The sequence below is a fragment of the Herpetosiphon sp. NSE202 genome (genome assembly GCF_042688385.1).
Lineage (GTDB): Bacteria > Chloroflexota > Chloroflexia > Chloroflexales > Herpetosiphonaceae > Herpetosiphon.
The window spans coordinates 70,329-83,120 of sequence record NZ_JBHUPY010000012.1 but is presented as its reverse complement, the minus strand read 5'-3'; the positions used below and the strand labels follow the sequence as shown (position 1 = coordinate 83,120).

Annotated in this window: 12 protein-coding genes; 3 read left to right on the top strand and 9 right to left on the bottom strand. The window is 50.8% G+C overall.

The window, feature by feature from the left end:
- Positions 1-38: 38 nt before the first annotated feature.
- On the top strand, positions 39-656 hold the full coding sequence (locus tag ACFMKP_RS14820) for a TetR/AcrR family transcriptional regulator (RefSeq protein WP_382292728.1): 618 nt from the start codon (positions 39-41) through the stop codon (positions 654-656).
- A gap of 44 nt (positions 657-700) precedes the next feature.
- Here ACFMKP_RS14820 and ACFMKP_RS14815 read toward each other — a convergent pair whose 3' ends face one another.
- The 4 genes from ACFMKP_RS14815 to ACFMKP_RS14800 form a co-directional block, all read right to left on the bottom strand.
- Positions 701-922: a helix-turn-helix transcriptional regulator gene (locus ACFMKP_RS14815; RefSeq protein ID WP_382292727.1), complete on the bottom strand. Its 222-nt coding sequence runs from the start codon at positions 920-922 to the stop codon at positions 701-703.
- On the bottom strand, positions 919-1,299 hold the full coding sequence (locus tag ACFMKP_RS14810; protein WP_382292726.1) for a hypothetical protein: 381 nt from the start codon (positions 1,297-1,299) through the stop codon (positions 919-921). Before ACFMKP_RS14810 ends, ACFMKP_RS14815 begins: the two co-directional genes overlap by 4 nt.
- Before the next feature lie 125 nt (positions 1,300-1,424).
- The gene (locus ACFMKP_RS14805) at positions 1,425-3,137 is read right to left on the bottom strand and encodes a formate--tetrahydrofolate ligase (RefSeq protein WP_382292725.1); all 1,713 of its coding nucleotides are present in this window, start codon (positions 3,135-3,137) and stop codon (positions 1,425-1,427) included.
- A 193-nt stretch (positions 3,138-3,330) separates the two neighbouring features.
- Positions 3,331-4,656, bottom strand: coding sequence for an FAD-dependent oxidoreductase (locus ACFMKP_RS14800; RefSeq protein WP_382292724.1), 1,326 nt, complete (start codon positions 4,654-4,656; stop codon positions 3,331-3,333).
- A 290-nt stretch (positions 4,657-4,946) separates the two neighbouring features.
- Between ACFMKP_RS14800 and ACFMKP_RS14795 the strand changes: the two genes are divergently transcribed.
- Positions 4,947-5,393: a hypothetical protein gene (locus ACFMKP_RS14795; RefSeq protein ID WP_382292723.1), complete on the top strand. Its 447-nt coding sequence runs from the start codon at positions 4,947-4,949 to the stop codon at positions 5,391-5,393.
- Here the strand turns inward: ACFMKP_RS14795 and ACFMKP_RS14790 are convergent.
- Positions 5,390-5,857 (bottom strand): NUDIX hydrolase, encoded by a 468-nt coding sequence (locus ACFMKP_RS14790; RefSeq protein ID WP_382292722.1) that lies wholly within the window; start codon positions 5,855-5,857, stop codon positions 5,390-5,392. The two genes, ACFMKP_RS14795 and ACFMKP_RS14790, sit on opposite strands and share 4 nt — an antisense overlap.
- A 238-nt stretch (positions 5,858-6,095) precedes the next feature.
- Here ACFMKP_RS14790 and ACFMKP_RS14785 point away from each other — a divergent pair, with 238 nt between their 5' ends.
- Positions 6,096-7,781, top strand: a complete 1,686-nt coding sequence (locus tag ACFMKP_RS14785; RefSeq protein WP_382292721.1) for an adenylate/guanylate cyclase domain-containing protein — start codon at positions 6,096-6,098, stop codon at positions 7,779-7,781.
- Here the strand turns inward: ACFMKP_RS14785 and ACFMKP_RS14780 are convergent.
- From ACFMKP_RS14780 to ACFMKP_RS14765, 4 genes are all read right to left on the bottom strand, one after another.
- On the bottom strand, positions 7,778-8,740 hold the full coding sequence (locus tag ACFMKP_RS14780) for an NAD(P)-dependent alcohol dehydrogenase (RefSeq protein WP_382292720.1): 963 nt from the start codon (positions 8,738-8,740) through the stop codon (positions 7,778-7,780). The two genes, ACFMKP_RS14785 and ACFMKP_RS14780, sit on opposite strands and share 4 nt — an antisense overlap.
- A complete protein-coding gene (locus ACFMKP_RS14775; RefSeq protein WP_382292719.1) occupies positions 8,737-9,732 on the bottom strand; it encodes an NAD(P)-dependent alcohol dehydrogenase in 996 nt (331 codons plus the stop codon). Before ACFMKP_RS14775 ends, ACFMKP_RS14780 begins: the two co-directional genes overlap by 4 nt.
- A gap of 14 nt (positions 9,733-9,746) precedes the next feature.
- Positions 9,747-10,016 (bottom strand): hypothetical protein, encoded by a 270-nt coding sequence (locus tag ACFMKP_RS14770; protein ID WP_382292718.1) that lies wholly within the window; start codon positions 10,014-10,016, stop codon positions 9,747-9,749.
- A gap of 115 nt (positions 10,017-10,131) precedes the next feature.
- Positions 10,132-12,762, bottom strand: coding sequence for a LuxR C-terminal-related transcriptional regulator (locus tag ACFMKP_RS14765; RefSeq protein WP_382292717.1), 2,631 nt, complete (start codon positions 12,760-12,762; stop codon positions 10,132-10,134).
- Between the last annotated feature and the right edge of the window lie 30 nt (positions 12,763-12,792).

Sequence of the window (12,792 nt, the reverse complement as noted above, 5' to 3'; positions counted from 1 at the left end):
ATCATTATGGTCAATCCAGACTAGATTGGTTAGCAACGATGAAAGCAATCACAGAACAAAAAGTTGGCCGACCACGCGCCTTTGATCGCGATCAGGCCTTATTTCAAGCCTTAAATGTCTTTTGGCGTTTGGGCTACGAAGGTGCGTCGCTCAGCGATTTAACTGAAGCGATGGGGATTAATCGGCCCAGCTTGTATGCAGCATTTGGCAATAAAGAGCAACTTTTTCGCGAAGTTTTGGCGCGCTATCACGAGCTGAGTGTGCCTTCGATTACGACAGCATTAGAGCATGCTGAAATTTATATGGCGCTTGAGCAATTGCTGCGGATCAACATTCGCCAAATTACCAACCCTAGCGTGCCTGCTGGCTGCTTATTGATTCGCGGTGTGCCAGTCTGCAATGATACAACTGCGCCAATTTATCAGGCTGTGGTTGAGCAACGCCTCGGCCAAGAAATCTTAATTCGCGAGCGTTTGGTGCAAGCAGATCGGACAGGACAACTGGCTGAGGGTGTTGATTCAGCTGATCTGGCGCGCACGATTATGGCTTTTTCTAATGGCTTATCGATTCAAAGTGTCAATGGGGCAACGCATGCGGAGCTAGAACGCTCGGTTGAGCTATTTTTACGCGGCTTGAAAGTATTATTGGTAGCCTAAAACCCGTTTACGGCATGCTGCAAAATAAGCATGCCGTAGCAGGTTTAATCATTGCTTGCTGATTGATTATCGGCGCTTGGGCGCTCGAAAATTTGCTCAATCGCCAGCTCAAACAGATCGGCTATTTTGAAGGCCAGCGGTAAGCTCGGGTCGTATTTGCCGGTTTCAAGCGCATTGATGGTTTGCCGCGATACCCCCAAGGCTTGGGCCAAATCGGCTTGTGACCAATCGCGTTCGGCGCGCAAGACACGTAAGCGATTTTTCATTGGTAGCTCCGATGAGCGAAGGCTAAACCAAAACTCCAACAGGTGCTCAAGAGTGGCAAGATCCACAGCCACGACAATTGCGGTACATTGACTAACACTTGCAGCAAGCCATAAGCACAGCTAATAAAGCTGGTAGCTCCCACCGCAAACGTAAAAGCCAGCAGTTGAACATGGCGCTGAAATTCATCCATGCTGCTAACTGCCCGATACATTGCTTGAATGCCAAGCCCCACCGGAACCAACGGCACGATTGCCAGCGCCGCGCGCCATGGCGATTCTGGCAGTTTGGGCAGCACCAAAATCACGGCCATAAGCAAGATTGGGAACAACACGAACGCGATAATCAATTGGCGAATTGCTGTTGATTGAGCTTTCATTGTAAAGCATCCTTGACTTAATCATTGAACTGGCGGGAGTATACACCAGTTTTTTGATTAAGTCAAGGATGCTTTACAAAAAGAAATGTCTGCTTTACAAAAAGACATCGACCATTGACATATACTTAGAATAAACCAATCGTCTGGCCGTGCTCATCAATATCAATATTTTCGGCGGCTGGATGGGCGCTGAGGCCGGGCATGGTCATCATATCGCCAGCAATGGGGTAGATAAAGCCAGCGCCAATGCTTGCGCGCACCTCGCGAATTGGGAAGGTATAATCGCTTGGTGCACCTTTGAGCGCCGGATCATGGCTGATGCTCAGATGGGTTTTGGCCATACAAATTGGCAAATTGCCAAAGCCATTGGCTTCGAGTTTGGCCAATTGTTCGCTGGCCTCAGGGCTATAACTGACCTCAGCAGCTCCATAGATTTTGGTGGCGATGCTGGCAATTTTGGCGGTTAATGGTTGCTCCAGTTCATACAAAAACTTAGCTTGGCCTGCTTGCTCAATTGCTGCCAGCACTTTTTCAGCCAATGCTTCGCCGCCAGCACCGCCTTGGCTAAATACCGTGCTCACCGCCACATCGAACGCGCCTGCACTCATGGCAATTTCCTGCACGGCCTCGATTTCCGAGGGATGATCATCGGGGAAGGCATTGAGCGCAACCACAACTGGCAAGCCGAATAATTGGGCGTTGCGAATGTGTTTTTGGAGATTTGCCCCGCCAGCATACACCGCATCGGGGTTTTCTTGCAGTAGATCGGCTGGTAATGGCCGACCTGGCTTGATGTTCCAGCGCCCGCTGTGGGCTTTGAGCGCGCGAATTGTGGCCACCAGCACCACCACAGCGGGCTTGGCATCAAAGGCGCGGCACTTAATATCAAAGAATTTTTCGCCGCCCATATCCATCGCAAAACCTGCTTCAGTCACCACATAATCAGCGATTCGCAGCCCAACTTGGTCGGCAACCACGCTGGCGTTACCATGGGCGATGTTGGCAAATGGCCCGCCATGCATCAGCACTGGCGTGTTTTCGATCGTCTGCATCAGGGTTGGGTGAATTGCGTTGCGTAGAATAACCGTCGCTGCACCTGCTGCCCGAATGTCATCGGCAGTGATTGGTTGGCCTTGACGATCGAATCCCACGACCATGCGTCCGATGCGCTGGCGTAAATCGCGCATCACAGCGGCGTGGGTTTCGCCGCTCACCAAGGCCAAAATTGCCATTAATTCGCTGGCGGCGGTAATATCAAACCCAGTTTGGCGCGGAATGCCATGCTGTGCTCCGCCTTGGCCAATCGTGATTGAGCGTAAAAAGCGATCGTTAACATCAAGCACGCGTCGAATCTGAATCTGCTCTGGGTCGATGCCAAGTGGATTTTTCTGATACCAACTATTGTCGGTCATGGCGGCAATTTGGTTGTGGGCTTGGGTGACGGCGTGAATATCGCCAGTCAAGTGCATCAAGCTATCTTCTAAGGGAATAACTTGCGAATAGCCGCCACCAGAGCCACCACCCTTGATGCCAAAAACTGGGCCGAGCGAGCTTTGGCGCAGGGTGCAGATAGCGCGTTTGCCTAAGCGATTGAGCGCCATGCTCAGGCCAATGGTGGTGGCAGTTTTGCCCTCGCCAAGCGGCGTTGGAGTCATGGCGGTTACTAAAATCTGCTTGCCACGAGGCCGATCATGGCTGGCATCAAGCAGATCAAGGTTGATTTTGGCGCGATAGCGCCCATAGGGTTCGACAAATTGCTCAGCAATCGCAAGTGCTTCGGCAATTTGGGCGATCGGGCGGGGTGAAGCCTCGGCAGCGATTTGTAAACTACTTTTCATGAACGCTCTGTCCTTTATTAATGATCCGCACCGCCGTTGGTGCGGTTGCCATTGCATGCAACAGCTGGCGATTAACGCAAAGCCACCGCTCCCATGATTGGTTGTTTTGCCCTCATCATGGCTATTGTAGCGGTGTTTTGCTGGCTAAATTATAGTTATTTTATGGAGCGAGGTTTACAAATCGCAACCCAACTTAGGCGCGCCCGAACATACGCCCAAGTACACCGCGCACCACTTTGGGTCGAAGCAAGGCTTCTGGGCCTGCCAACAGATGCATTACATCCAAAAAGGCTTGGTAAATTTCGGTCGATTGCGCGCTGAGCCAAAACACATGCTCGGTATACCATTGTAAAAAGCGAATTTTTGGGCTGCGCGATCCTGGCATTCCTTTGAAGCGCAAGGCCTCAGCTTGGGTAATGAGCCATGGAACTTCAATGATTTTTTGAGCCTGTTTGAAAAAGGCTTGGGCCAGGGTTGCAGCGTGTTGGCCTTGGGTCGAAGCCAGCACTTGATCTAAAGCATTGGCCTCTTTGCAAGCTAAGGTCATGCCTTGACCAAACACTGGATCAACGCTACATAAGGCATCACCAAGCACCAAAAATCCTTGTGGAAAGCGCTTTAGTTTGTCATAACGCTGAAAAACTTGTTGTGGATAGCCAAAGCGCACCGGCTCGCTGACCGCTGTAGCTTCGGCCAAGGTGGTATAAATATCGGGCACTGGCAGATTTCTGACAAACTCCAACACATCGGCATTGGTTGGGGTTGGGTGCTGGCCGAGATAGCCAAACAGCGTCACAATCCAATGTTCGTCGTCGATTGGCGCAATAATCGCGCCGCGCGGCGAATTTTTCGAAGGGTGGCAGGCCAAACATTGCCAATTGCGTGGTGTCGCAGTTTTTTTGAAAACTTGGCTCACATAGACCAAATCAATCGGCATCACTTCTTTGACGGGCGTTTGGTAGCCAGCAGCTTCGAGCCATTGGCCAGTGCGCGAGCCACGGCCAGTTGTATCAACCACCAAGTCGGCAGCAATCTCGCTGCTTTGGTCGGCTTGATTGACCAACACGCCAGTTACTGTGGTTTTGCTGGCATCGAACAGCAATTGCTCGACCTTGGTTTGGCCGCGAAATTCAATTTTAGGATGTTGGCGCACATACTCGCGAATGCGGCTTTCGAGGGTTGCCCGCGCTTGAGGATAGAAGCTAATGCTGCATGGTTGGCGGGTTTTCCACGAGCCAGCTTGAAACCATTGCACATCGCGCGACCAATTGAGCTCTGGCACGCCAGCAGCATGTAAATCGCTGGTGAAACTTGGAAAATAATGCTGAAGCACATTAAAGCCACCAGTTAATAAAATATGCACATGGTTGGCTTGGGGTACACCCTTGCGTGGCTGGGTTGCTGTATCCAAACCATCGCGCTCAACGATAATCACGTTTTGAAAATGGTTGGCTAAGGCACGCGCTGCGACTAAGCCCGCGATACTGGCCCCGATCACGACCGCCTGTTGTCGTTGCATAACATTCTCCTGAAAGCGTTTGATACTTGCTAATGCTGCTGAAAGACGCAAAAACTAACAGTTTCTTTCTTCAGTGATATAACCTGCTGGAATAGGCGAGGGCTAGATGCTGATGTAAGCACTCGGCTGAGACGAAGCAATAACGCACCTCAGTTGGCTCCATAAAGCTGTATTGATCTAGGTTGACACGTATTTATGCTCAAATTGCTATACAATGTAATGTATTGATAGGATACGAGCGGCTAGAACGCTTCGTTATTCCATAGTTAATTTCTAGCAGGATAACACTTATGCGTTGGTTAACTAAATTGTTCCTGCTCATCAGTCTTAGTAGTTTTTGGATTGGCTGTTCGCAACAATCCGAAAGTGGCTTATCAATGGCAACGAATGGTCCAGTAACCGTGCAACTTGATATTACTGCGGGCGTGCCCCCACCAACGTGGCAGCTCTCAACGGCACAACGCAGCGAATTTTTTACGTTCCTTCAGCAACTTACCCCGGTAGAGGCTAAAAAAGCCTTCGATAATTTAGGCAATCGCGGCTTTATTGTTACCACGATTAATCCAGCCCGTACAATTCGGGTGCAACAAGGATTTGTTTGGATCATAGGTGATAACTACGAACGGGTGTTTAGCGATACTAATAATGATCTAGAACGTTTTTTGCTCCTAAGCGGTCAGCCAACCTTGGACCCTGCATTCTATACAATTCTCGAAAAAGAGATTGGCCAAAACTAAAAATTGTGCTCTGTGTGCAGCTCGTATACCGCCCCAAGATCGCGCGAAGCTACGCTGTAAACGCGATAGCTGACTGATGGGCTTGGATTGAGCATAGTTTGCAAACGAGCACGAATTGCTGGCCGTTGCACCAAGTTAAGCGCTTGGCTTGGTGCAATCCATTCCACTGCTAAACTCTCAGCGCTGGTGGTTAATTGACCAGCTTGGTACAAACAGCGAAAATCAAGATTAACGCTACCCAAGGCTAGATTTGATGATACGCCAACCAAGCGTTCAATTGTGGCATGAACTCCTGTTTCTTCAAAAATCTCACGTGCGAGTGCTGCGGGCAAGCTCTCACCAACCTCAACTTGGCCGCCAGGAAATTCCCACCCGCCGCGTGGGCTTTGCAAGAGTAAAATCTCGCCAGCATGATTAAACACACAGCCTGCAACCGTCACAATATGGCGTGGAATCTGCTGCATCCAAGCTCCTTACCCAAATATTCTGCTGCAACAATAGCCAATTACGCATCCATACGACAATGGTGCGTAGCTGATAGTTGGCTTACTGCTGGCTTTTAGCTATTTTAGCCTATGGGTGAGCGCTAACAACCCATAAGTTAAGCATTTGGATAGGACAAATGGGGCTTGGGTGAACTAAGCTAGTGACCGAGATAGATGGTATACTCAGGCTACTCGTGGCTTTACGGAGATTCGCTGCATGGCTCGCACGTTTCAAGCTCTGATTCCGCGCCTGCGGCTGCATGCTGGTTTGGCGCTCTTGCTCTACGTTACCACCCACCTGCTGAACCATGTTTGGGGAATCTTTGGCCTCGAAGCCTTGGAATCGGCACGCCGCTTTTTTCTGGGGTTTTGGCGGCATCCAGCGATTTTTTGGGTTGTACCTGCAAGTTTGCTGGTGCATATCGTCTTATCGGGCTATAAATTACTAACGATCACCAATTGGCGGCGCTTGCATTGGAACGAATGGCTGCAACTGAGCTTAAGCCTAATTATGCCTTTGCTCATTAGCTCGCATGTCTATGCGACTCGTTTTGCCACCATATTGTATGGCGTGCGCGATACCTATAGCTATGTGCTGCTTGGCCAAATGACGATCGCGATCGATTTGTATTTGCTGCTGGTGGTGGTTTGGGTGCATGGCAATCTTGGTTTGCTGAGCTATTTATGGCATAAACCATGGTTCCGGCGGATCAAACAGCCCTTGCTGATTGTCCAAATTGTGATTCCCTTGCTGGCCATGGTTGGCATCATCGTCGCCCATCGCGAGGTAAACCAGCTTAAACAAGACCCCGCATGGATCGCCAGCGTTATGCAATTTACCAATCCAAACAATGTAGATTTGCTGGCTGCTTCAAGCAATTTTATGGCGCGATTCGGTGCCGGCTATGCAGTCATCTTGCTGGGTTTGGGTGGTGGTCGGGCTTTGGTATTGCGTTTGCGGCGCAAGCATTATCTAATTACGGTTGAATATAAGGGCATTGCAACGGTGACGATTGCGCCTGGCACGAGCTTGCTTGAAGCCAGCCTTGCCAATGGCATTCCCCATGCCCATAGTTGTGGCGGGCGCGGGCGCTGCTCGACTTGCAGAATCGAAATTATCGAAGGCGCTAAGACGTTAAATCCGCCGAATGAAACCGAGCAACGCTTGCTCAAGCGCTTTGGAGCTGGCAGCGATATTCGCTTGGCATGTCAAACGATTCCGACTGGCGCGTGTGTTGTGCGGCCATTGTTGCACCACCACGATCGCGCCCAACCAGGCACGCCAACCATGATTAGCCATGGTGCTGATAAGCAAATTGTAATTATGTTTGCCGATTTGCGCGGTTTTACCACGCTCTCCGAGGGCAAATTGCCCTATGATACGGTCTTTATCCTGAACCAATATTTTCAATCGATGGGCCAAGTGATCGAATCCAACGGCGGTTATCTCGATAAATTTATTGGCGATGGGATTATGGCCTTATTTGGCTTGGAAGGTACTCTCGAACAAGCTTGTCATAATGCACTGGCAGCGGCCCAAGCCATGGCCCATCAACTCGATGTGCTCAATCAGCGCTTGCAAGATGATGTGAGCGAACCGTTGCGCATGGGCATTGGGATTCATTGCGGCCATGTGATTGTTGGCGATTTGGGCTATAAACGGGCGAAACATCTGACCGCAATTGGCGATGCGGTAAATATTGCCGCCCGTTTGGAAGAAGCTACCAAAACTTTGCAAACCCAACTCGTCGTTTCGCGCGCCGTGATGCAACATAGCAGCTTAGATTTGCACGATTTGCCGTTGAGCGAGATTCCGATTCGTGGTCGCATCCAGCCCTTGGAGATCTATTCATTTGAGAGCGCCAAAAGCCTTGTGTTGGTGCCATTGACCTTGAATAGCTAAATCTCGATCACCACATTGCCTTTTTTGCGGCCTGTCTCGACATAACGATGAGCTTCGGCCAAATCGGCCAAGCGATAGCGGCGATCGATCACCGCTTTGAGCTTGCCAGCAGCGATTAATTCGGCTAAGAAGTTGAGATTGGCTGGGTTTTGATTCAGCCCCGTGGCCGCGAATTTAGCTTTTTTGCCGTTGCCAAAGCTTGTCCACGCCATATTCAGCATAATGCCAAGGTTGGGCACGGTCATTAAATAGCTACCGTTGGCTGTAAGTAAGTGTTTGCAACGGCCATATGAGCTTTTGCCAATTGCATCGAACACCACATCATAGCGCTGTTGGCTTTGGGTAAAATCGCTGCTGGTGTAATCGATCACATAGTCGGCTCCATAGTGGGTTACCAATTCGTGATTGGCGGTGCTGCACACGGCAGTAACCGTTGCGCCATAATATTTGGCCAATTGCACGGCGTAGATGCCGACTGCTCCCGAAGCGCCATTGATCAAGATGTGTTGGCCAGCTTGGAGCTTGGCAATATCGCGCAAAAAGATCAAGGCAGTAGTTGCGCCATCGCAAATTGCCACAGCTTCGGCGGCGCTCACATTGCTTGGTTGTTTGGCGATTGGTTTATCTTCGGCCAGACATAAATATTCGCCGTAGCTGCCAAAGGTGTTGGGACTCATGCCAAAAACCTGATCGCCGACCTTGAAGCGCTGGACTGCTGGGCCAATCGCCTCGACCGTGCCCGCGAATTCAACCCCAAGAATTGCAAATTTTGGCTTGCGCAGGCCATACATCAGCTTGATGATGAAGGGATCGCCCTTACGAAAAGCACAATCCGAGGGCGTGACGCTGGCTGCTTGAACCTTGATGAGCAGCTCGTTGTCCTTGGGCGTTGGCTTGCTGGCCTCACTAAATTGCAAAACCTCAGGCGAACCGTAGCCAGTACATAGCATTGCTTTCATACTTGTTGCTCCAAGGCTTGTTCAGCGTGCAGATTAATCAGGATTTTGCCTTTGGCGTGGCATGCTTGCAAATAGCGCATGGCAGCAGGCGCTTCGGCGAGCGGATAGCTGCGATCGATCACGGCTTTAATCGCACCAGTGGCCAGCAAATGGCCAATTTCTGCCAAATCTGCTTGATTGGTTTTGGCTGTTACATTACTGAGGTGCTTCGTGCTGCCGATTGACAGCAATTTACCCAAGGCGAGGGCTTGAAAAATTTGGGCCATGTCGCCACCGACCATCACATAACGGCCTTCGGGCGCTAAACTGCGTTTGTAATCAAAGATTGAGCGATAGCCGTTGACCCCCAGAATTAAATCATAGAGCTGCCCGCTTTTGGCAAAATCGTCCTTGGCATAATCCAAAACCTGATCCGCGCCCAACGACCGCATCAGCTCGTGTTTGGCGGCACTGGCAACAGCCGTAACCGTTGCACCAAAGTGTTTCGCAAGTTGAACTGCGAATGTCCCAGCTCCACCGGAAGCACCATAAATTAAGACCTGTTGGCCAGCAGCAATCTGGCCCTGACGCAGCCCTTGGAGTGCTGTAACTGCTGCCATCGGCGTGGCAGCTGCTTGCTCAAAACTAACATTCGCTGGCTTGAGCACCAGCATATGTTCTGGGACACAGATATATTGACCTAAACCGCTCGCGCCGCTGCTCCAAATATTGCCGGTCACTGCATCGCCAACTTTAAATTGGCGAACATTGCGCCCAACTGCCTCGATTACCCCGGCGATATCGGTGCCAAGAATGCTCTGTTTGGGCTTAAATAGGCCAGTTACAAAGCGCAAAGGCAAGGGCTTGCCATTCATTAATCGCCAATCGGCAGCATTCAAGGCAGTAACATAGACTTTAATCATTACTTGGTTATCGCTAGGGCTTGGGCGAGCCACATCGCTGAGCTGCAACACATCAGCCGAGCCATAATCACGATAGATAATTGCTTGCATCGGAAAACTCCAGTTTATGCTTGTTCATGGGAAGTAAATTTGTTGCTGGTTGAGCTGATTGGCAGCAGCGAAATTAAAGGCATACCCAAATCGCGAATTTTTTTGATCAGGCCATACAAGGCTGCTTGATCAGGAATTAGGCCAATTAAAAGCGTATCGCCATTAGCCAGCGCAACGATTTCCAAGCCTGCAAACCATTCGGCCCACGACTGATCAAGCTTGCCACGCAGGCAAATTTGATAGATCATTGCTTCTGGTGCTCGTTGCTGGTGGTTGGTCATCATTGCCTCTGCTGGAACAAGCGCCGTGCCCAATGCCAACGGCTCAACTGCTCACTAGCATACGCAATTGCGCTAATGTTGGTTAGACACCAAAGTGTTGTTGTGCGCAGGTTGGGGATTATTGGCTGAGCAAGCCCAATTCGCGGGCACGTGCGACCGCCTCAGTACGGCGCTGAACCTGAAGTTTTTCAAAAATGCGCCGATTGTGGCCCTTGACGGTATCCAAGGCAAGGTGGAGTTGTTGGCAGATCGCTTGATTTGAATAGCCTTGAGCGATAAGTTGCAGCACTTCACGCTCGCGCTGGCTCAGCAGATCAAGCAAACTGAGGGTTGTCGGATAAAGTTGCTTGGGGTTCTCGCGCGCAAATTGGGCGAGCAATGAATCGCGGTAGGCTGCTTGGGCTGATTGGGGATTGATGCTGGCAAGTAGGGTTTGCATTGCGCTGCCATGATCAAGAAATATGCGCACAAACCCCTCGGCTTCGGCAGTAAGCAACATTTTTGTGAGGATTTGCAAGGCTTGGCCGTGCTCGCCGAGCGCTGTTAAAACCAAGCTTTGCATACAGCTAAGCCACAATTGTTGGTCGAGCCAATCGTTTGCTTGCGCCTGTTCGAGCGCTGGTTTGAGCACTGCCAAGGCAGCACTTGGCTGTTGTTGAGCCAAAAACACTTGGGCCTGGCCAATTACCAAGCTGTGGCTTTGAGCAAGCTGTTGGGCTGCTTGAATTTGGCCGCGCAGCAAATGAATCCGCAGCTGTTCGGCAGCAATTTTGGCGGGCTGAGTCGTATGGCGATGCTGTTGAGCCGCTATCTGCGCTTGCTCCAACAGCAAACTTGCTTGCTCCAGCTGGCCTTGGGCAATGAGCAAGCGGGCTTTGACCACCTGGCAGGCGACCTCGCGATCGGTATGCTGCAATAATTGGGCTGCTTGCAACGCCCGTTGATAATGCTGCTCAGCGAGATCAAACTGATTCGATTGATAATAGATTCGGGCGAGGCCCAGCTCTGCGCCACAATTGGCCGCAGGCAAGGCCAACTTGCTGCACCCATTGAGCACTTGCTGATAGGTCGTCGCCGCCAGAATGAGCCGATTATCACTTTCGTGCAGATTGCCCAAGCCGATTGAAGCCAACAGCACGGTGACCAAATTACCTGAACGCTGGCCGATGCTAATTGCTTGCTCATAGGCATGTTTGGCTGCGCCGCGTTGGCCTTGTAACTGATAGGCATAGCCCAATTTCCAAACTGTCGAAGTTCGAAACGAAAGATTATCGGGCGCAAGGTGGGCCAAAGCGTGTTCCGATTGGGCGATAATGGTGTTGGCATCGTTTTGACTGAGCGCCAGCGTGCCCCGAATTGCCGCGATTCGCCCGATTAAATCCTGGGATTTTGGGCTTAATTCATGGATCGCCAAGGCCTGTTCTGCTGCTTGCAAGCGTTGCTCAATGCCATTAACTTGGCCTGTTGCCAGCCAAACCGAGGCTGCGGTAACCCAAAGTGATGGATGTTGATTGAGCACATCGGTTGGCAAGCCTTGCAGCCAATGCATAATCGGCAGTAATGCGCCTTGAAATTGTAGCGGCACCCGTTTGCCTTCGATTAAGCGTTCGGCGCGTTCGATTGCGTTGGCAGCGGCGGCATGTTCAAACGCTTCAATTTCTAAATCATTCTGCTCAAACCAGCTGCTGGCGCGAATATGCAGCGCTTCGAGGCTGGTTGTTGCTTGCTGGGCCAAACTGCGTTGCAGGCGTTGACGCAGCAATTCGCCAAACAAATGATGATAACGATACCAACGCCGCTCATGATCAAGCGCTACAATAAACATGTTGGCTTGTTCGAGATATTCGAGCGTGCTTTGGCCGGTTTGTTCATTGTTTGGCAGCAGCGCATCGCACAACGAGCCGCACATACGATTAAGGATTGAGCTGTGTAATAAAAATTGCTGAATTGCTGGCGGTTGATGTTGCAGCACCTCTTCAAGCAAATAATCCATCACAAAATGGTGGCTGCCCGTGAACGAGGCGATAAATCCTTGGCGATCAGTTTGGTGCTGCATCGAAAGCCCGGCCAATTGCAAGCCTGCAATCCAGCCTTCGGTGCGGGCTTCCAAGGCTGCAACTTCAGGCTCACTCAGCTCGAGGTGCATAGCATTATTGAGAAATTCTTGAGCTTCAGCAAGGCTAAATCGCAGGTCGGCGCTGCGCAATTCGGCCAGTTGGCCACGCGCCCGTAGCCGCGCCAATGGCAAATTTGGATCTTCGCGAGTGGCGATGACTAGGCGCAACGACGTTGGCAGGTGCTCAAGTAAATAGCTCAGCGCTTGGTCAAGCGCATGATTTTCGATCACATGATAATCATCAAGTACCAAATTGATGCTTTTGCTGCTGCTACTTATTTCATTAATCAGGTTAATCAGCGCTTGTTCGATCGCCTGTGGCTGCGCTTGAATTAAGGCCAATGCTGCGCCGCCCACCGTTGGCACAATCGTTTGGATGGCATGCACAAGATAGCTGAAAAATCGACTGGGATCGTTATCGCCTTCGTCGAGCGCGAGCCATGCAACCTGCTGCTGGGTGCTAGCCTGCCATTCGCTGAGCAAACTACTTTTACCAAAGCCAGCTGGAGCCGAAATCAAGCGCAAGCCACAATGTTGGGCAGCCTCCAAACGGGCGATTAAATGCGGACGGGCCACCCCATTTGGGCGTGGTTGCGGAAGATGCAGCTTGGTTGCTAAAATGGGTATTGGCATAGCTCAATTATAGAGTGCGCCGATTTGCCG

Bases quoted from the DNA above. Each gene is read 5' to 3' on its own strand.
- ACFMKP_RS14780 (WP_382292720.1), bottom strand. From the start codon at position 8,740: ATGAAAGCAATGCTATGTACTGGCTACGGTTCGCCTGAGGTTTTGCAA.
- ACFMKP_RS14770 (WP_382292718.1), bottom strand. From the start codon at position 10,016: ATGATGACCAACCACCAGCAACGAGCACCAGAAGCAATGATCTATCAA.
- ACFMKP_RS14815 (WP_382292727.1), bottom strand. From the start codon at position 922: ATGAAAAATCGCTTACGTGTCTTGCGCGCCGAACGCGATTGGTCACAA.
- ACFMKP_RS14790 (WP_382292722.1), bottom strand. From the start codon at position 5,857: ATGCAGCAGATTCCACGCCATATTGTGACGGTTGCAGGCTGTGTGTTT.
- ACFMKP_RS14800 (WP_382292724.1), bottom strand. From the start codon at position 4,656: ATGCAACGACAACAGGCGGTCGTGATCGGGGCCAGTATCGCGGGCTTA.
- ACFMKP_RS14795 (WP_382292723.1), top strand. From the start codon at position 4,947: ATGCGTTGGTTAACTAAATTGTTCCTGCTCATCAGTCTTAGTAGTTTT.
- ACFMKP_RS14820 (WP_382292728.1), top strand. From the start codon at position 39: ATGAAAGCAATCACAGAACAAAAAGTTGGCCGACCACGCGCCTTTGAT.
- ACFMKP_RS14785 (WP_382292721.1), top strand. From the start codon at position 6,096: ATGGCTCGCACGTTTCAAGCTCTGATTCCGCGCCTGCGGCTGCATGCT.
- ACFMKP_RS14775 (WP_382292719.1), bottom strand. From the start codon at position 9,732: ATGCAAGCAATTATCTATCGTGATTATGGCTCGGCTGATGTGTTGCAG.
- ACFMKP_RS14805 (WP_382292725.1), bottom strand. From the start codon at position 3,137: ATGAAAAGTAGTTTACAAATCGCTGCCGAGGCTTCACCCCGCCCGATC.
- ACFMKP_RS14810 (WP_382292726.1), bottom strand. From the start codon at position 1,299: ATGAAAGCTCAATCAACAGCAATTCGCCAATTGATTATCGCGTTCGTG.
- ACFMKP_RS14765 (WP_382292717.1), bottom strand. From the start codon at position 12,762: ATGCCAATACCCATTTTAGCAACCAAGCTGCATCTTCCGCAACCACGC.